General features: G+C 43.5%; 17 protein-coding genes and 1 other RNA gene. 14 read left to right on the top strand and 4 right to left on the bottom strand.

The features are described from left to right. Window positions 1–95: 95 nt before the first annotated feature. The 5 genes from BN6465_RS08620 to BN6465_RS08600 all read left to right on the top strand — a co-directional run bounded on the left by BN6465_RS08620 (window position 96) and on the right by BN6465_RS08600 (window position 4,917). Window positions 96–1,019, top strand: coding sequence for a transcriptional regulator (locus tag BN6465_RS08620; RefSeq protein WP_066733472.1), 924 nt, complete (start codon window positions 96–98; stop codon window positions 1,017–1,019). A 74-nt stretch (window positions 1,020–1,093) separates the two neighbouring features. Further along, on the top strand, window positions 1,094–2,524 hold the full coding sequence (locus BN6465_RS08615) for a deoxyguanosinetriphosphate triphosphohydrolase (protein ID WP_066733469.1): 1,431 nt from the start codon (window positions 1,094–1,096) through the stop codon (window positions 2,522–2,524). Between the two features lie 95 nt (window positions 2,525–2,619). Then, window positions 2,620–3,672 (top strand): hypothetical protein, encoded by a 1,053-nt coding sequence (locus tag BN6465_RS08610; protein WP_066733467.1) that lies wholly within the window; start codon window positions 2,620–2,622, stop codon window positions 3,670–3,672. 37 nt (window positions 3,673–3,709) lie between these two features. Further along, the gene (gene tadA / locus BN6465_RS08605; RefSeq protein ID WP_199882808.1) at window positions 3,710–4,195 is read left to right on the top strand and encodes a tRNA adenosine(34) deaminase TadA; all 486 of its coding nucleotides are present in this window, start codon (window positions 3,710–3,712) and stop codon (window positions 4,193–4,195) included. Between the two features lie 14 nt (window positions 4,196–4,209). After that, the gene (locus BN6465_RS08600) at window positions 4,210–4,917 is read left to right on the top strand and encodes a DUF5714 domain-containing protein (RefSeq protein WP_199882831.1); all 708 of its coding nucleotides are present in this window, start codon (window positions 4,210–4,212) and stop codon (window positions 4,915–4,917) included. A 69-nt stretch (window positions 4,918–4,986) separates the two neighbouring features. Here BN6465_RS08600 and BN6465_RS08595 read toward each other — a convergent pair whose 3' ends face one another. Then, window positions 4,987–5,409: a bacteriohemerythrin gene (locus BN6465_RS08595; RefSeq protein ID WP_066733463.1), complete on the bottom strand. Its 423-nt coding sequence runs from the start codon at window positions 5,407–5,409 to the stop codon at window positions 4,987–4,989. A gap of 429 nt (window positions 5,410–5,838) precedes the next feature. On the opposite strand from BN6465_RS08595, the gene BN6465_RS08590 reads away from it, so the two are divergent. From BN6465_RS08590 to BN6465_RS08580, 3 genes are all read left to right on the top strand, one after another. Continuing rightward, window positions 5,839–6,798, top strand: coding sequence for a CPBP family intramembrane glutamic endopeptidase (locus tag BN6465_RS08590; protein ID WP_066733462.1), 960 nt, complete (start codon window positions 5,839–5,841; stop codon window positions 6,796–6,798). Window positions 6,799–6,830: 32 nt separating this feature from the next. Next, window positions 6,831–7,613 (top strand): hypothetical protein, encoded by a 783-nt coding sequence (locus tag BN6465_RS08585; RefSeq protein WP_066733461.1) that lies wholly within the window; start codon window positions 6,831–6,833, stop codon window positions 7,611–7,613. Between the two features lie 177 nt (window positions 7,614–7,790). After that, window positions 7,791–8,006, top strand: a complete 216-nt coding sequence (locus BN6465_RS08580) for a hypothetical protein (protein ID WP_082891628.1) — start codon at window positions 7,791–7,793, stop codon at window positions 8,004–8,006. 92 nt (window positions 8,007–8,098) lie between these two features. Here BN6465_RS08580 and BN6465_RS08575 read toward each other — a convergent pair whose 3' ends face one another. Further along, window positions 8,099–8,527 (bottom strand): pyridoxamine 5'-phosphate oxidase family protein, encoded by a 429-nt coding sequence (locus tag BN6465_RS08575; RefSeq protein ID WP_066733460.1) that lies wholly within the window; start codon window positions 8,525–8,527, stop codon window positions 8,099–8,101. A gap of 54 nt (window positions 8,528–8,581) precedes the next feature. After that, window positions 8,582–9,208, bottom strand: a complete 627-nt coding sequence (locus tag BN6465_RS08570) for a GntR family transcriptional regulator (RefSeq protein ID WP_066733458.1) — start codon at window positions 9,206–9,208, stop codon at window positions 8,582–8,584. A gap of 199 nt (window positions 9,209–9,407) precedes the next feature. On the opposite strand from BN6465_RS08570, the gene BN6465_RS08565 reads away from it, so the two are divergent. The 6 genes from BN6465_RS08565 (at window position 9,408) to BN6465_RS08540 (ending at window position 17,553) form a co-directional block, all read left to right on the top strand. Next, window positions 9,408–10,691: an L-cysteine desulfidase family protein gene (locus tag BN6465_RS08565; protein WP_066735174.1), complete on the top strand. Its 1,284-nt coding sequence runs from the start codon at window positions 9,408–9,410 to the stop codon at window positions 10,689–10,691. A 53-nt stretch (window positions 10,692–10,744) separates the two neighbouring features. Then, window positions 10,745–12,157 (top strand): ABC transporter permease, encoded by a 1,413-nt coding sequence (locus tag BN6465_RS08560; RefSeq protein ID WP_066733455.1) that lies wholly within the window; start codon window positions 10,745–10,747, stop codon window positions 12,155–12,157. A 17-nt stretch (window positions 12,158–12,174) separates the two neighbouring features. Then, entirely contained in the window at window positions 12,175–13,701 is a 1,527-nt protein-coding gene (locus BN6465_RS08555; RefSeq protein WP_066733452.1) for an ABC transporter permease, read from the top strand. A 16-nt stretch (window positions 13,702–13,717) separates the two neighbouring features. Next, complete coding sequence (locus BN6465_RS08550; protein ID WP_066733451.1) at window positions 13,718–14,695, top strand: ABC transporter ATP-binding protein; 978 nt, start codon at window positions 13,718–13,720, stop codon at window positions 14,693–14,695. Beyond that, entirely contained in the window at window positions 14,695–15,681 is a 987-nt protein-coding gene (locus BN6465_RS08545; protein WP_066733450.1) for an ABC transporter ATP-binding protein, read from the top strand. Before BN6465_RS08550 ends, BN6465_RS08545 begins: the two co-directional genes overlap by 1 nt. 63 nt (window positions 15,682–15,744) lie before the next feature. Beyond that, on the top strand, window positions 15,745–17,553 hold the full coding sequence (locus BN6465_RS08540; RefSeq protein WP_066733448.1) for an ABC transporter substrate-binding protein: 1,809 nt from the start codon (window positions 15,745–15,747) through the stop codon (window positions 17,551–17,553). Window positions 17,554–17,621: 68 nt separating this feature from the next. Here BN6465_RS08540 and ffs read toward each other — a convergent pair. Next, window positions 17,622–17,885, bottom strand: an RNA gene (gene ffs, locus BN6465_RS08535) — signal recognition particle sRNA large type. Window positions 17,886–17,890: the final 5 nt, after the last annotated feature.

Genomic DNA, 17,890 nt, shown 5'->3' with positions numbered 1-17,890 from the left:
CTACAATAAAAAATAGGGAAAAAGATGGGTTTATGAAGCAATTATTCAGTTAACTCATCCTGTGTATAGATAAAAGCTAATAAGGAGGAGCAAGCATGATAAGTCTTACATTCGGGGAACAAGTCAAGATAATTTTAAGCAGAAAAGGAATGACTATAAAAGAGCTGGCAGAGCTTATTGAGGAGAGGACGGGGAAGAAGATGTCCCGTCAGAACCTGACGCAGCGGCTTGGCAGAGACAATTTTCAAGAGCAGGATATGCGTATGATAGCGGATATTTTAGGGTGCTCTTTTCAACTTAGCATATTAGCCAGCGCGGAGGCGGCGCAGCGCGCGTCAGTTATAGATGAGGTGCTGCCCACCGACAAGGAGCTTCACAAGATTGCTGCCAAGAAAGAGCAGAAGAAGGCTAAGGAAGAGGCCAGGGATATTACAGTGGGCGAATTTGTGGAGATGCTGGAGAACCCCATAGGGTCAGGCGACAGTGAGATGCATGACACACTGCCGGAAGAAGCGGCAGTAGAATCAATGGCCGAAGAGACTGAGCCGGTGGCAGAGGCAGATGAACCTCAGGCAGAAGAAGCGGAAGCCGGTCATGAAGAGGAAACCAGTGGGCTGAGGCTTATGGTAGAAGAGGTACGGGAAAGCGCACAGCCCGAGCCGGAGCCACAGAAGGAAGAAGAGAAGCGGGGAAGCAAGTTCAGCAAGATAACGAATATCATCTCAAGACCCCGTAAGGAAGAAGCTGGGAAGACGGCGGAGCCACAAAGCTTTGAGCCAATCAAAAAACGGTTCGATGAAGATGAAGACAGAGAGCTTGGTGATGTGAATCCATATACCGGACACGAATACCAGACAAACAGCGTGCGGATGCATCCTAAGCGTATCGGTTATGTTCAAGTATATGATAGAAAAGAACACAAATGGACTGACATGACAGAGTGGGCCTTTCTAGGTGTAGAAGAACGGAAAAGAGCGATGCTGGGTAAAGATTACGAGCCACCGATTTACCTTGATTAATCATAGGGGACAGGTCCCAACGCGTTGGGGACTGTCCCCCTCTACAATTTTGAAACAATTCTGGGAGGATGGATATGGAATGGAAACAGTTATTATCAGCCGAGAGAAGTCGTGGGACGTCTGGGAAAATGCGGGTGAATCGTTCTACGGATCTGCGAAGTGAATTTGAGAAGGATTATCATAGAATCATTGGAAGTGCGTCTTTTAGGAGACTGCAGGATAAGACGCAGGTGTTTCCGCTGGACAAGAGTGATTTTATAAGAACGAGACTGACACATTCTCTGGAAGTGTCATCATTCGGTAAATCTTTGGGGCAGAATATTGGAGAGAATATTCTGGCTTACAAAAGGGATCCTGATTTTACGCCGAGAATGAAGGAGGATATCTGTAATATCCTGCAGTGTGCCGGGCTGATACATGATATTGGAAATCCGCCGTTCGGGCATTTCGGGGAGACGGCGATACGTGAATGGTTCGAGAAACATCTCTCAGAGCTGCGCTTTAAGGGACGTCCGGTGGCGGAGGCGCTGACGCCGCAGATGCGAGAGGACTTCTACAATTTTGAGGGTAATGCACAGGCGCTGAGGCTGGTGACAAAGCTCCATTATCTGGTGGACGAGCACGGCATGAATCTTACTTACGCCTTGCTCAACACAATTGTAAAATATCCGGTTCCATCTACGGGAATCGACAAGAGCAGCGGCAATATAAAAGATAAAAAAATGGGATATTACTATGCCGATGAAGAAATATTTGAAGCAGTCCGGCAGGCTACCGGGGCGGAAGGATGCAGGCATCCGCTGACGTTTATTCTGGAGGCGGCCGACGACATTGCTTATAAAACGGCGGATATTGAAGACGCATTTATTAAAGGCTTCCTTTCCTATTATCAATTGCGGAATGAATTAGAAGAACTACAGAAAAAATGCGGCTTCGGTGAGAACGAGGACAAATTTAATGCGTTAGAAAAATTAGAGACTTTGTATGAGCGGGGAAAAATGCGGGGCGAACAGAGCCCGGAGGAGTACGCGGTCAAAAACTGGATCGTAAAAGTCCAAGGATTTCTTATTTCATGCGCCACATTTGGTTTTACGTCTAATTATGAGCAAATTATGAAAGGGACATACTGTAATGACCTTTTCCATGGAACCTTCGGCGAAAAACTAATGGATTTATTAGGGGACATGGCATATAGATACGTGTTTACGTCTCCGCAAATATATAAAATGGAAGTTACCGAGTCTGTCATTATTAATTTTTTGATGGACAAATTTATGGCGGCGGCCGTGAAATACGATAACCCGGAAGAAAAACTGGATTCGATTGATAAGCGGATGATTTCCTTTGTCTCCGACAATTACAAAAGCTGTTACCATTCTCACAGCAGAGGCAGAAGCGAGACGGAAAAGCTGTATCTGCGGCTCCTGCTGATAACGGATTACATCTGCGGAATGACGGACAGCTACGCAAAGCGGTTGTACCAAGAGTTGAAGGCTATATTTTAGCCGTAGCCGGTCTGCCCGGATTTCATGTTCTTTTTTGTACTTCTACTGAATAGTCTAGAAATAGACAAGAATGAAAAAGGGGTGCATGGTGGAATATGAAGAAATTTATCCGGTACTTATATGAATATCAAAACGGGCAGAGAGTACACAACGTAGGATTTGCCAAGGTGGAGCACAATGACGACTGTGAGATAATCCAGATATACGGAAAAGGATTTCCAGTGGCGGGAAATCAGGAGCTGGAAGTTCTTGTGTTCTATATGATGGATGAAACACCTGTAGGAATCTCTATGGGGAAAATAAAAAGTACAAGACCAATGTGCGGTTACAGGCTTGAATATACGCCCGAGGATGTTGGCGGCAGAGAAATCTTTGAGGCTATCGACGGCATTATTTTGCTGAACGATATCAATGGATTTAAAAAGTGGTATGCCGCTGTATGGGGAGAGACCAATGTACCGGTAGAGCATATGATACGAAGAGAAGAGATACTCCGGCGCGATGAGGATAATCAGACAGAGCAGGCTGCAGAGCCCGTAGCGGATGACGTATCATCGGACGAGTGTAAAGAGAATGAGCCAGACAGCCCGGTCGAGGAGGAATGTATCCAGAGCGAAGCGGCAGATATGCCGGCAGAGCCTGCTGCGGATTCGGACAATGTTGTGGAGGAGTGCACAGAGGAGGAACCACTGGTATCCGAAGAAAACGCTCCAGAGGAAGATGCGCCGGAAGAAGATGCTCCGGAGCCGGAGCAATATACTGCTCCAGAGGCAGAGAATATAGAAGATCAGGAGCCGGACCTTAAAGAAGAGACATTAGAGGAAGAACGAGAATTTATACAAATATTCAAAATCACACGCAAGGATTTAGTGCAGCTGCCCCGCAAAGAGTGGCGGCTTGCAAATAATAATTTCCTGCTGCACGGGTACTATAATTACCACCATTTGATTTCCTTTGAGAAAGATAGTTGCTGCTGGCTGGGTGTGCCGGGCATCTATCATCCTAAAGAGCAAAAGGCGGCAGATGCATTTGGATTCGGACAGTTTATGAAACCGGATGAAGGGGAGATAGACTTTGCCGATGGAGAAATGAATGCGGATGAAGATTTTGGGTATTGGTGCAGAAAGGTCGGGGCTGTTATCCACTGAGAGCCGGATTTTACTGCGTTACATAGGAGAGGACGATATGAGAACAAAGTTGACGGAAGATGAGAGATTCATGAAAGAGGCTGTCAAACAGGCCAAAAAGGCATGGAAAATAGAAGAGGTGCCCATAGGCTGTGTAATTGTATATGAAGGAAAAATTATTGGCAGAGGGTATAACCGCAGGACCACAGATAAAAATACTTTGGCACACGCGGAGCTTCTGGCAATCAAGCGCGCGAGTAAGAAAATGGGCGACTGGCGGCTGGAGGACTGCACCATGTATGTGACGCTGGAACCTTGCCAGATGTGTTCCGGCGCTATCATACAGGCCAGAATCAAGCGTGTGGTGGTGGGATGTATGAACCCCAAAGCAGGATGCGCCGGCTCGATTTTGAATCTACTACAGATGGAAGAGTTCAACCATCAGGCAGAGCTGGAAACAGGAGTCCTTGAGGAAGAATGCTCTCTTCTGATGAAGGAATTTTTTAAGGAGCTTCGTAAGAAGCAGAAAGAAAACAAACGGTGAGAGGAGAACCAATGATGAACAAACGAAGAGGCGCTTGTCTAGTATGCGGCAAACCGCTGGTTTACTTGGAAAAACCACAGCAGATGAAATGCAGTATTTGTGGAGGTGATTTCGAAAATAATGTGAGTTGTGAAGATGGTCATTATGTATGTGACAACTGCCACAGTAAAAAGGGAATCGAGGCCGTTTTCGAGGGCTGCCTTGAATCCGATTCAAAGAACCCCGTCAGTCTGATGCAGGAATTGATGGAGAACCCCTATATCTATATGCATGGCCCGGAACATCATGTGCTGGAGGGCGCGGCGCTCCTTACAGCATATCACAACTGTGGAGGAGAATTGGACATAGAAGAGGCTTTGCAGGAAATGGTCCGGCGGGGGAAAGAAGTGCCCGGAGGAATATGTGGATTCTGGGGGTGCTGCGGCGCGGCCGTCAGCACAGGAATTGCATACAGTATTATCCAGAAAACAACGCCTCTCAGCGGTAAGTCATGGAGCAGATGCAACCAGATGACGGCCCGGGCTCTGCAGCAGATAGCTGCCCATGGCGGCCCCCGGTGCTGTAAACGGAATTCATTTTTGGCGGCACAGACGGCGGCTCAGGTGCTGGCAGAAGAGACTGGGGTACAACTTGAAATGCCAGAGAAAATCACCTGCGGGTTTTCCGATGAGAACCAACAATGCTTGAAAAATGGCTGCCCATATTTTAACAATGGGGTCTAGCTAAGATAAAACGACAAAAGTCCGTGTAATTATACACGGGCTTTTGTCAGTTATTCAAATAAATCGAGCTTACAATCTCTCGTTATTCAAAGTCATATTTTTATATTCTGCTACAGAACGGTCAAATCCTTTGATATGGCGGTATAGCCAGTCGATTACATTCTTCTGAACCTGTATCACGAATTCATCTGTAGGGCCTTCCGATTCTTCAAGCATTTCATGTAATTCTGACACGACACGGCGAAGGTCTTCGTGCTGTCTCTTGTGCTCTGCGATTCCGGGGTACTGAATCTCCTCCTGAAGCGCTTCCTCCTCTTTAAAATGAAAATCCGTATAATCGGCCAAATAACCAAGAGTCTGAATGGCCTGCACCTTTCCGGACGATTCTTCACAAGCCTCCAATAATTGATTAATCTTGTCGATTAACTCTTTGTGCTGTGAGTCGATTGTCTCGTTTCCCGTCACTAAACTGTCGTCAAATTCTGCGTACATCACAAATGCCTCCTTTATTTCTTCTGATACTTACAATTAGCTTAGAACATCGGAAGGAGAATGTCAACTACCAGTATTTTTCCACCTCATCCTAATTTGTGGAAACCGCTAGATGGGACTTATTACGTTTCACGCCGTAAGGCGTTTCTGTAGGAAAACCTAGGAGAATTCGCTATACTGGCGCTGGACATTGAACTTCCGGGAATGGCGGAAACTGGGCTGGTTGAACAATTAGAGAAGGGAGAGATTTGTCTTTTTATATTCTTTTCATATAAAAATATTTGGTGATGAGTTTGCTGTTAACAAAAGAATTGTAAAAACAAATAGCAAAGTAAATGACAGATAATCTTTAATAATATAGACTAATGTGATATTATCAGACTATACAACATGGGCATTCCAATGGATCTGATGAAAGAAGGGGTAAATATGAGGAACACAGTTAACAGAAAGAATATGCAGTATGTAATCTTTTTTCTGGTCGCATATGGGGTAAATTTTTTGTTTGGAATCCCATTGCTGATTCGCCCGTACATCGACATAGGTGTGTTTGGAAGCTTTATGGTAATGTTACCAGCTATGGGCGCTTTCCTCGTGAAATACCTATATAAAGAAGAGAAGGAGGAAGATAAAACTCTGAGAAATGTGATGTTTGCATTAAGTCTGTCTTTTCTCGTCCTCATTTTTTTGGAGATATCAGGGATATTAGCCGATAAAACGGCAAACAAGATTGCGGCGTTTGGTGTATGCGCTGGCAGTATTCTACTTTTAGTTGTCAGAGGACGCGGGAAAGAACATACCCCGCTTTTTCACAATGTGGAGTCTGTGGATAAGGCTATTTTTTTATTTTGCGTTTTAATGCTTGTAAGAAATATGATATGTGTGTTACCTTCTGCATCGATGGCTGTACAGAGCCTCTATGGGACAATTCTTTCGGGACTTTACATGGTTATTGCATTTCCGTTAAGCGCAGTCTGTTATTTTGGTGAGGAATACGGATGGAGAGGATTCCTGCAAGAGAAAATGCAGAATAAATTCGGGAAGAGATTAGGAGTTGTTTTGCTGGGGATTCTGTGGGAACTTTGGCATTTTCCGCTTTGGTTTACACAATACAATTTAAAACCATGGGAGATACCGTATAGATTTGTGATGACAATTAGCTTTTCCATATTTTTAGGGTACATATATATGAGGACGAGAAATGTATGGATATGTGCACTGGTACATTGTATAGTTAATACTTTGATAGGGATACCTAGCGAATCGTCACAAGTAGCAAATCCGTTGATTCCATTGATTGCAACAATACTTATGCATATCATATTGGCAACCTTTATCTTTGCGAAAGAATATTCATCAGATGCAAAAACAACAGAAAAAACTGAATAGCTGAGGAAATGTAGCTGGAAGGAGCGATGTTTATGAACAGAAGATGTATTTTTACAATGCTGTTGGTAGGTACGATCTGCTTAACAGGATGCCGTTTGAAGGAGGAGGCGGGCGAGGATAATTCAAGCGCCAACATGGGGAGCTCGCCTATACAAATGCAGGAAATCGTGAATGAATGGGAAATAAATTATGATAAGATTGAGAAACAAAATGATTCTTCAGGGGTGTGTTCCCAGATATTGTTCGATTCAGAACTGGGAATAGAAGTGGATAAGCAGATTACGATATCGGGTGTTCTTTTATGTTCATCGGGTGATGAGATTGAATTGGCCGCAGAGAACCAGATGAGCGACAGAGGACAAATTGGTAAAATTTTACGCTGTCAGACAAACAGCAGAGAACATATCTTGATTCCGGACGGCTCTAACGTCTTCGTCACAGGGCAGTTTGACGACAGTAAAGATGATATGCTTAAAGATTGTGAGATTACTGTCGCTCCGGAGGCCGATGAAAAATATCAACCGAATGTTATGACAGTCTTAAATGGCGAGAATACCGTCTTGGTGCAAGGCGAGATTACCAGACTGGAAAAAATAGAGCAGAGTGAGCCCAAGGATTTTTCTTTATATGATATGTACAGAGCAAATGCGGCATATAGAGGACTTATATCGGGAAATGGAGAAGAGCTGCCATTTTTATGTGATACTGATGAGGGACTGGAGACGGGAAAGAAAGTTGCGTTAAAGGCTGTGCTTCTTACACATGAAGACGAAAAAATCCTAGGTGTTCAGAACAACTATTATATATTGGATTAAAAGAAGGAGCAAATAAAAAACGCTGATAATATTAGAAATCATATCAGAACGCTTGTACAATCTTAATATATGTGGTAGAATACGTCTATAATAACATTCAGAAAAACAATAAGGAGGAGTACCATAATGAAAAAAGTAATTGTATTTTCAAGCGAACATTGACCGGGGTGTCCACCAGTGAAAGAGGCTCTTTCCAAGGAAGGCATTAAATTTGCCAGTGTAGACATTTCATCCGGTATGCTTCCGTTAAAGAAGTTTCTTGTATATCGTGACTCTCGTCCGGAGTTCGATGAGATAAAGAAACAGGGACGCGTAGGACTTCCGTGTATAGTTGTTGATGATGGAGCGCAGATTTATTTCGGATTGCCGGAAAATCTTGAAGAATTAAAGTAAATGAAAATATCCTGACAACATGGAAAAAATCCAGATTGTCAGGATATTTTTTTCAAAATAATTTTTTGCTTTTTTACGGGGATACGATTCGATTACAAGGTGAAATCGATATCATACCGTGTTCCATTGGAAAATAACACTCCGTCTGTCAGTTCGATACAGAGAATACAGGTGTTCTGATCACTAAAATCATTATGGCCATTGTCTATCCACTCTGCAAAGGCTTTTCTTAACTTTTTCGCTATTTCTGCGTTCTCATCCTTACCAAAGTATCCCAGATTCATACCCTTGCCGTGGGCACTAAACCATTCGCCGGAGATTGCAACGACCGGGTTCTTTTCAATCTGCTTTATCTTATTGGAAAGCCCATATGTTATCACGTAAAATGCCTTATTGTCATAAAATGCATTTACGCTGCGGACATAGGGGATGTCGTCTGCTGATGTCGCTAAGGATATAATATTATCTTTTCCAAAACGTTCTGCCATAATTGCTTCTGCTTTTTTACTCAATTTTTCCATCCCTTCACTCTCCTTGTGTGAATTACGGACTCAGGGTATCAGTGTAAATATCTTTTAAAAACGGAAATCATTCAAATCATCCTTCAGATGGACAAGGCACTGGCCAAGGTCACGGTCTTCCAGACTTTGAATAATCATTTTGTGATATTGAATATCGTCGCTTGGATGTGCAGTTGTCCAATGCTTCCAGTAAAATTGAGCGTATGCCCTTTTGAGAGTAAGCATGGATAAGTCCAATTCCTTTTGAGCGAAGATGTTGTTAGAGTAGGAAGCAAGCGCCAGATGAAAATTGGTATTGGCCTCCCAATGTATCCACATATTCTCTTTTAACGTGTTCTGGCAGGCAACGTCAAGACGGCGAAGCTCTGCAATTTCATTAGGGCCAATGGAATCAAAGGATTTCTTAAGCAGGGCGCTCTCCAGAATAAAACGAAACTCAAGAATGTTTTTGACGTCTTCATCGGTAAGGCGGACCACCTCATAGCCGTAGCGCGGATGGCTGATTAAGACGTGCTCGTTGCAAAGCTTAACAAGAGCTTCCCGGACAGGTGATTTGCTGTATCCATATTTTTCGGTCAATTCGCGTTCGGTTAAAATGTCGTTTGGTTTGTATTCTGAAGATAATATGCCATTCATAATCTCCTGATAAACAATATCTTTAATAGTTTTTGATGCTCTCATGTTTTAAGTCCTCTACTTTTAGTTGTATTCTTAGTAAATTATAACAAAAAAAATAAAAATTGCAAATAATATTTGTAAGATGATAATAAATGTGGTATTATTACAAAAATAACAGTAGTAATACTAGAGACAATACTAGTGGTAATTCCATTGGAACGCCGGAGAAATGAATTTTTTGAAGACGGGAGAAAGAAATGTTATGAAAAAAACGGATAAAAAGTATTGTGCATATGTACAAATTTTAGAGGAGGAGCTTGTTCCTGCAATGGGGTGTACAGAACCCATCGCTCTTGCCTACGCGGCGACAAAAGCGAGAGAAGTACTTGGTAAGATTCCGGATAGGATGCTGATTGAGGCGAGCGGAAGTATTATCAAAAATGTAAAGTCTGTAATTGTACCGAACACAGATAACCTGAAAGGAATACCGGCAGCGGCAGCAGCAGGGATTGTGGCTGGAAACTCGGAGAAAGAACTGGAAGTCATCTCTTCTGTGACGAAAAAAGAAATTGAAGAGATAAAGGAGTTTATGAAAAAGGTCCCTATTGAAGTGGTTCATGTGGACAATGGACTCACCTTTGAAATCATTGTAACAGCTTATCACGACAAGTCTTATGCGAAGGTAAGAATTGCAAATTATCATACAAATATTGTACTGATTGAAAAAGATAAAGATAAATTGTTGGAAATTAAAGTAGAGGGAGAGAATGAAGAAGGACTTACTGACCGTTCGCTTCTTGATATGAAAAGTATTTGGGATTTCATCAACTCGGTTGATCTGGCAGATATCTATGAAGTCCTAAAACGTCAGATTGATTATAATACGGAAATTTCTGAAGAAGGCCTATGTGGAAATTATGGAGCAAATATCGGGAGCGTACTTCTCGACATGGAAGGGAATGATATAAGGACAAGGGCAAAAGCCAGAGCGGCGGCTGGTTCAGATGCAAGAATGAACGGATGTGAGCTGCCGGTTATCATCAACTCTGGAAGCGGTAATCAGGGGATGGCATGCTCTTTGCCGGTCATTGAGTATGCGAAAGAATTAAAAGTCAGTGAAGACAAGCTGTACCGAGCTCTTGCGTTATCAAATCTTGTTGCGATTCATCAGAAGACTGGAATCGGCCGGCTCAGCGCATACTGTGGAGCAGTTTGTGCAGGAGCGGCAGCAGGAACTGGCATTGCATATCTCTGCGGGGGTAGTTTTGACGATATTGCCCATACAGTTGTCAATGCGCTTGCCATTACTTCGGGAATCGTGTGTGACGGGGCCAAAGCCTCTTGCGCGGCTAAGATTGCAGCGGCTGTCGATGCCGGAATCCTTGGTTACAATATGTACATCCGTGGACAGGAATTTCAGCCGGGAGACGGAATCGTTACAGATGGGGTGGATGAGACGATCCGTAACGTAGGACGCCTTGGGAAGGACGGTATGAAAGAAACGAATGTTGAAATTATCGACATCATGGTCGGCGGTAAATGTTAAAAATCAGCCGCTCGTGAAACGTCTGATTAAAAATACAAAAGAGAGGTGTAGCAATGAAAAAGAAAAAGTTTAGCGATACATTCGCAAGAATGTACCGTAACCCACAGTATCGAATTTGTCTTTGGATATTTGGGTTCTTTACCATGCTGGTGACTTATTTCACTTTCAAGAGCAAAAAGGGCAAAGATGCATTCGCCAAACTTCAAAAAGAATTGAAACAGGAATACATGCGTCAAGGCCTGCATGAGAAGTTTTATGAGGATGCACTGCTTCAGGTAAAGAAGAAAAATGAATATTTTAAGAAGACAATATCCGAAGATGCCGCTGAAAAAGAGGCACGTGCAATCGCAGAAAGGAACCTGAAACACTTCGTACACGACAAGGCGAAGGAAAAGGCGGAAATGGAGAGCGTTTCAGAGCTCACAATGGCTTCCTGCTATGGAAAGCTTATGGAGAATCCAGTATTTATGATTTTCTCATTTATATTGTCTTTCCCAATGTACATTCTGATGGTGCTATATATCCGTCCGATTGCAAAGTATGCTACTGAGCGTTTATTCCTGATGATTTTTGTACTTTTCGGAGTGACATGGCTTGTATTTACTATTTTATACATAGCCCCCATGGATGCGGCAACCAATATTCTGGGGCAGACGGCCACGCAGGAGCAGATTGATACGTTCAACAGAGTATATGGATTAGACCAGTCCTATTTTACCCAGTTGTTTAGCTGGTTCAAGAATCTGCTGACATTCAATCTGGGCAATTCTTATCAAGGAAATGAAAGTGTAGCAGTTGCACTTATGGCAAAGTTCCCTGTTACATTGATGGTAACGTTTTGGTCCATGTTGGTCGCATTGATTATCTCTGTTCCGGCAGGTATTATTTCCGCGATCAAGCCTTACTCTACATTTGACTATGTTGCAATGTTTTTGGCGCTGTTGGGATTGTCCATCCCGAACTTCTGGCTGGGACTTATGCTGATTCTACAATTCTCGATTAAGCTGGGGTGGCTGCCTGCGACCTTCCAGCTGGGGAATGCGATGACCCTGATTATGCCTGCCATTGTCGTAGGAACCGGTATGTCGGCGTCCATTGCCCGTATGACACGATCGTCCATGCTGGAGGTAAAGAACTCGGATTACATTCTCACGGCCCGCGCAAAGGGACTTGTCGAAAAGAAGGTTGTTCTGAAACACATTTTGGGAAATGCCATGATTCCGATTATCACAATGGTCGGTATGTCTTTCAGTAACCTGATGGGCGGCGCCGCGGTTACAGAGAAGGTTTTCAATATCAATGGTATCGGTTCTTATATTGTGGACAAACAGTTCGTACCGGATATACCGGTCGTATTGGCCGGTGTGGTATATATTTCATTTATTGTTTCAATCATGAATCTGCTGATTGATATCATATATGCACTGATTGACCCGCGTATCAAGGCTAAGATGAAAAATTATTAGAAAGGAGAGAGGCTTAAATGGTTAAGACAGAAACACAAAGAAATGGTAATTTCTATCTCAAAAAGGTATATAAAAGAAAATTAGGCGGCTCTCTTGAATTTACAACAGCGAGACTGGCGTATCAGGTTACATTTATTTTAGCATTGTTTCTAGCTACGCAGGTGGTAAAAAACGGTGTTGTTTCACCGATTATGGCCGCGGTCACAGGGGTATTCGCAGTAGAGTTTCTTATTCAGTTTTTTGTCGCAAAAAGAATTCAGAAGGAGATAATCGGGGGAGATGGAGAAATCTCGAATCGGACGAGAAAGTTCGGATATATCCTGCTGTTGTTTGTTATTACCGGAAACTTTTTGGCGTTTATAGCAGGCGCGATGCTGGTGAAGAGAGAAAAGAATCTGGAATACCAGCTTTCCATCTATTCTTTACTGGTAACTATTTTTATCCTGCTTGTTTCAGCGCTTAATTTATTCAAAGAATATATTGTGGAAACATTCTGGCTCGGAATGGGACTTTACGGATTGTATGCAATATTGAATTTTGGCATTGTTCTTGCAGTAAATAAGTATACGTTTGGCAAAAAACCGGACAAGAAGTTTATGCCGTTTGCGGTAATCTGTTTACTGGGAATCGCGCTTGGAAATGTATTTTCCTTTGTGCTGGGACTAATTGCGATTGGAAAGTACCGCAACAAAAATGAAGAAGTGAGTGTGGAATGGATTGATGTGATTCAGCGGCTGTTCCGAAATTATACGGCGGTCATCGGTATGTTTCTGGTAGCATTTTTTGTTGCAGTTTCTATCGGATCGAATCTTACTTTTGATTATGACCTTGCTGTTTCCAACAACTTTATGACCCGGCTTGCCGAACCTAGTCTTGCGTATCCCTTTGGATGTGATGACTATGGACGATGTGTCTTTACAAGAATTATATTTGGAGCAAGCATTTCCCTTATCATTGGTATGATTTCCACAATTGTTCCCATCATCTTTGGAGGTATTGTGGGGGCGATGGCCGGTTACTATGGTGGAAAAGCAGATAACACAATTATGCGTGTAATCGATGTATTAAATGCGGTGCCTAGTATTTTGCTTGCCATCGCGATTATTGCGGCATTCGGTGTAAGTACAACGAATTTGATTCTTGCATTATCAGTGTCGAGCATTCCGGCCTATGCAAGAACAGTCCGGGCGCAGGTTCTGGGGATATCGAACCAAGAATTTGTGGAGGCTGCCAAGGCCTGCGGCGCAAAGAATGGCACGATTATTTTCAAACATATTATCCCGAATTCATTGGCGCCGATTATTGTTCAGGCGACCATGGGAATTGGGTCGGCGGTGCTTTCAACCTCATCCCTCTCTTATCTGGGCATCGGTGTTGAGGCACATATACCGGAATGGGGAAATGTCCTCAAGGCAGGTTCGACTTTTCTTGAGACCAATCCATACATAGCAATTTATCCGGGACTTGCGATTATCATTATTGTTTTGGCATTTAATTTCTTTGGTGACGGACTCCGCGATGCGCTTGATCCGAAACTTAAATAATGACGGGAGATAAGATATGGAGAATAATGTAGTTCTGAGTATTAAAAACCTTCATGTTCACTATGTTACAGCTGACGCTACTGCGAAAGCAGTAAATGGAATAGACATTGAGGTGAGAGAAGGAGAAGCGCTGGGGCTTGTAGGAGAGACCGGCGCCGGCAAAACGACAACAGCCCTTTCTGTCATGCAGCTCATTCCAGATCCACCGGGAATCATTGTGGATGGTGAGATAAATTTTGAAGGCAAAAATGTAATTTACAACACGGACAGGGAGAATCAAAAAATGCGCGGTAACGGTATCGCCATGATTTTTCAAGATCCCATGACGGCGCTGAATCCGATTATGTCGGTAGGTGACCAGCTTGCGGAAGTTGTGCTTACCCATGAGAAGATTTCGAAAGCGGAGGCAAAGAAAAGGGTTATCGACCTGTTGGAAATCGTAGGGGTGAAGAGTGACCGCTATGATGATTATCCACATCAGTTTTCAGGAGGACAAAAGCAGAGGGTCGTGATTGCCATGAGCCTGTTATGTAACCCTAGACTGCTTATTGCGGACGAGCCGACAACGGCTCTGGATGTGACGATTCAGGCGCAAGTTCTTGATATTATCAATAAACTTCGTGAGCAGTACAAGATGTCCATGATTTTGATTACCCATGATTTGGGCGTGGTTGCGGAGACCTGCGACAATGTGGCGATTATGTATGCGGGGCATATTGTGGAAAAGGGGACGGTGCGGGAGGTATATCTGCACCCGAAACATCCATATACGAGAGGGCTCTTTGATTCAATACCAAAACTTGACGATGATGCCACAGAGCTGATTCCGATTGAGGGAGCGATTTCAAATGCGGCGGATTTACCGACGGGATGCTATTTCCATCCTCGCTGTAAATATTGTCAGGAAATCTGCCGGCGTGAGCAGCCGCCACAGCAGGGCGATGCCCATAAGTTTATGTGTCATTTTGATTTATTCAGCAAGGAGGAAGCGTAATGGGAAATAATGTTTTAATAGAAACAAAAAGACTGAAAAAATATTTCCCTGTTCCGGCAGGATTTCTTCATGCGGTGGACGATGTGAATCTTACGATTAACAAGGGAGAGACCATTGGGATCGTTGGGGAATCAGGCTGTGGGAAAAGTACTCTGGGACGAGTCATCCTGCGTCTGCATGAAGCTACGAGTGGTGATGTCTTATATGACGGTATGAATGTAAATGATTTTACGGACGATGAGATGCGGTATATGCGCCAGAATATGCAGATTATTTTTCAAGACCCCTATGCATCATTGAATCCTCGTATGACAATCGGACAGATTATTGAAGAACCTTTAAAGCTTCATAAAATGTACAAGACGGCGGAGGAAAGAAGAAAGAGAGTAGAGGAACTTATGCAGCTAGTAGGACTGCCTATGCGCTCTTATAACCAATATCCTCATGAATTTGACGGGGGACGCCGCCAGCGTGTAGTTATTGCTCGTGCGCTCTCCATCAACCCGCAGTTTATTGTCTGCGATGAACCGGTTTCGGCGCTGGATGTTTCTGTTCAGGCCCAGATTCTGAATCTGCTGATGGAGCTCCAGAAGAAAATGCAGCTGACATATATGTTTATTTCCCATGATCTGTCGGTTGTAAAGCATATTTCCACAAACATTGGTGTGATGTATCTGGGACAGTTGATTGAAAAAGCGCCTAAGAATGAGATCTTCAATACACCGCTCCATCCGTACACAATCGCGTTATTGTCGGCGATTCCATCGACCAATGTGTTGAAGCGGAATAAAAAGATTATTTTGAAGGGGGAAATCACCTCCCCGATTAATCCAAAGGTTGGCTGTCGGTTTGCGGCGCGCTGTCCCTTTGCGACAGACAGGTGCCACAGTGAGAACCCGGTGTTCGAGGAGGCAAGGCCCGATCACTTTGTAGCCTGCCACAGATGGAAAGAAGTGGCTGACGGCACGTTGAAATTCGATTTGTAAATTTATTTTATAAGGTGGATGGCCATAAGGCATCACATAAATATACTTAAGGAGGAAAAGATTATGAAAAGAAAAGTGATTTCACTTTTGCTCTGCGCGGCGATGGTCTTTACTATGGCAGCATGTGGTAAAACAAAAAAGCCAAGCGGATCATCAGGCGGAGCAAGCGAAGGAAGTGTGACTTTGAGGGTATTAGGATACTCAGCTCAGGAGTCCAGTCTTAACATTTTACGTGATCAGTTGACGAAGGCGGGATTTAATGTGGACCTTAACACACAGCCCGATTATTCAAGCTTTAAGACTGTTCTGGATACTGGAAACTGGGATGTTGCAATGTCTGGCTGGACGACGGTTACCGGTAACCCGGATTATGCGGCAAGAGATGTCTATGCGTCTTATGGAGAGTACAATGCGGGCGGAATCAATGATGAGAAGGTAGATGAGATTATTGACAAGGCTGCAGAAGAAACACCGGCTGAATATCAGGCTACTTATAAAGAACTGGAAGATTATGTGGTAACTGAGAACGTATATACGCTGCCGTTATTTGCTAACAAAGGAATACGTGCGATTAACAATACGGTTGTCGACGAAAGTACGGTTCGTAACCCACAGTCCCGTTCGGCAGTATGGGAAAACTACTCTTATGTAGATCCTTCTCAGAATGAAACGAGAACATTGATGATGACGCAGACCATGAACGTACTTACATCTTTAGACCCGATTCAGGCAAACGATGGTTCTATCAATCAGCTGTCTTCTAATATTAATGTTCGTATTGTTAATCTTGAGGATGATGACACTGTAACTTCAGATGGTTCTCTTTCCTTGAATCATGCAATCGCGGAAGGCAACAGTGATTACTATTTTATTCTTCGTGATGATGTATTCTTCTCAAGAGCAGAGAACAACCATGTAGTAGCTACTGATGTGCGTGTAGGCGCTGAAGATGTTGAGTTTTCTCTGAAGAGAGCGGCAGATCAGAACAGCGTAGCGCTTCACAAAACATACAATCTGCACAACCATATGAAGGATGTAACAATCGTTGACAACTTAGATGAGCTTAGCACTGTTCTTGATTCTGATACAGGCAAGCCGATTCTTGAAGTATTATCAGATGGTCTTCCGAGTGGTATACAGTCTCTGACGACAGACAAGACACAGGTCGACAACGCAAACGGTGTATATCAGGTTGTAAAAGTAACAACAACAACACCGTTTCCACAGGTACTCAACTATCTGGCTCACCAGTCAGCTGGTATCCTCAATAAAGAGGCTGTTACAGAGATGAATTCTAAGTTCGACGTTGCGTCTTATGACGCTACAAAGGACGTGTGTTATGGTGATTCTGCCAATATTAAGGCTGGAAACAACCATCTTTGGATGTCCGGGCCATATGCGTTGGTGGGATTAGATGATTATCAGGTTACTTTTGAAAAGAATCCGGGTTACATGGCAGGGACAGAGTATGAGCCAAAGATTACAAATACAGCGATTAAGTTCATCAAAGATGCTTCTTCCGCTACATCATCTTTCCGCTCAGGTGAAATTGATATTCTTGATACCGTTGCTACAAATGATGTTGCGACCCTTGAGGAAAGTGACGACTACACAGTTTATGTATATACAAGACATGCTACGACTTACTGTGACTTTAATATGAAAGACGGTAACATTCTTTCTAACATCGACTTGCGAAAAGCTGTGTCTTACGCGGTGAATCAGGAAGACTATATTTCCTATAATAATGAGTTGGTAGGGCCGTTATATTCTACCTTCTCAACGCTGATCGACACAGGAAATAAACATGAATTCAGCCTTGAAAAGAGTGCGGAGCACTTAAAGGCATATCTGGAGACTGCGGGGAAATAAGCATATAAAAAAGGAAGGTGTGGTTCAGATGAATCGCACCTTCCTTTTGAATTTTAAAATATTTTTTTACGTGCACTGTGCTTCGAACAAATCCCTCCCAAACGTTACCTTGCCAGCAAGCTCAACTCAGGCTGCCTTACGGCACCCAGAAGATTCTGCTTAGTGCTGCTTCGTTCCCGACCTGACACGGTTCACAGATTTCTGCCGCGTAAGACCCGAATATCAACGCCGCTGGACAAGGGCGGCTTTGACAAAAACTGCCCTCCGCACAGTATCACCCCTACTATAGCGGATTGTAGGTACAAGGTACCGCTACCACCCCGGCTGCACGAGTCTT

The organism is Bariatricus massiliensis (assembly GCF_900086725.1).
GTDB lineage: Bacteria > Bacillota > Clostridia > Lachnospirales > Lachnospiraceae > Allocoprococcus > Allocoprococcus massiliensis.
Note: the sequence above shows the minus strand (reverse complement) of the source record. Positions and strands in the feature narration are given on the sequence as shown.

Coding starts and splice junctions, on each gene's coding strand:
- BN6465_RS08585 (WP_066733461.1), top strand. CDS start 6,831: ATGAACAGAAGATGTATTTTTACAATGCTGTTGGTAGGTACGATCTGC.
- BN6465_RS08600 (WP_199882831.1), top strand. CDS start 4,210: ATGAACAAACGAAGAGGCGCTTGTCTAGTATGCGGCAAACCGCTGGTT.
- BN6465_RS08570 (WP_066733458.1), bottom strand. CDS start 9,208: ATGAGAGCATCAAAAACTATTAAAGATATTGTTTATCAGGAGATTATG.
- BN6465_RS08590 (WP_066733462.1), top strand. CDS start 5,839: ATGAGGAACACAGTTAACAGAAAGAATATGCAGTATGTAATCTTTTTT.
- BN6465_RS08560 (WP_066733455.1), top strand. CDS start 10,745: ATGAAAAAGAAAAAGTTTAGCGATACATTCGCAAGAATGTACCGTAAC.
- BN6465_RS08540 (WP_066733448.1), top strand. CDS start 15,745: ATGAAAAGAAAAGTGATTTCACTTTTGCTCTGCGCGGCGATGGTCTTT.
- BN6465_RS08565 (WP_066735174.1), top strand. CDS start 9,408: ATGAAAAAAACGGATAAAAAGTATTGTGCATATGTACAAATTTTAGAG.
- BN6465_RS08615 (WP_066733469.1), top strand. CDS start 1,094: ATGGAATGGAAACAGTTATTATCAGCCGAGAGAAGTCGTGGGACGTCT.
- BN6465_RS08620 (WP_066733472.1), top strand. CDS start 96: ATGATAAGTCTTACATTCGGGGAACAAGTCAAGATAATTTTAAGCAGA.
- tadA (WP_199882808.1), top strand. CDS start 3,710: ATGAGAACAAAGTTGACGGAAGATGAGAGATTCATGAAAGAGGCTGTC.
- BN6465_RS08545 (WP_066733450.1), top strand. CDS start 14,695: ATGGGAAATAATGTTTTAATAGAAACAAAAAGACTGAAAAAATATTTC.
- BN6465_RS08550 (WP_066733451.1), top strand. CDS start 13,718: ATGGAGAATAATGTAGTTCTGAGTATTAAAAACCTTCATGTTCACTAT.
- BN6465_RS08610 (WP_066733467.1), top strand. CDS start 2,620: ATGAAGAAATTTATCCGGTACTTATATGAATATCAAAACGGGCAGAGA.
- BN6465_RS08595 (WP_066733463.1), bottom strand. CDS start 5,409: ATGTACGCAGAATTTGACGACAGTTTAGTGACGGGAAACGAGACAATC.
- BN6465_RS08555 (WP_066733452.1), top strand. CDS start 12,175: ATGGTTAAGACAGAAACACAAAGAAATGGTAATTTCTATCTCAAAAAG.
- BN6465_RS08575 (WP_066733460.1), bottom strand. CDS start 8,527: ATGGAAAAATTGAGTAAAAAAGCAGAAGCAATTATGGCAGAACGTTTT.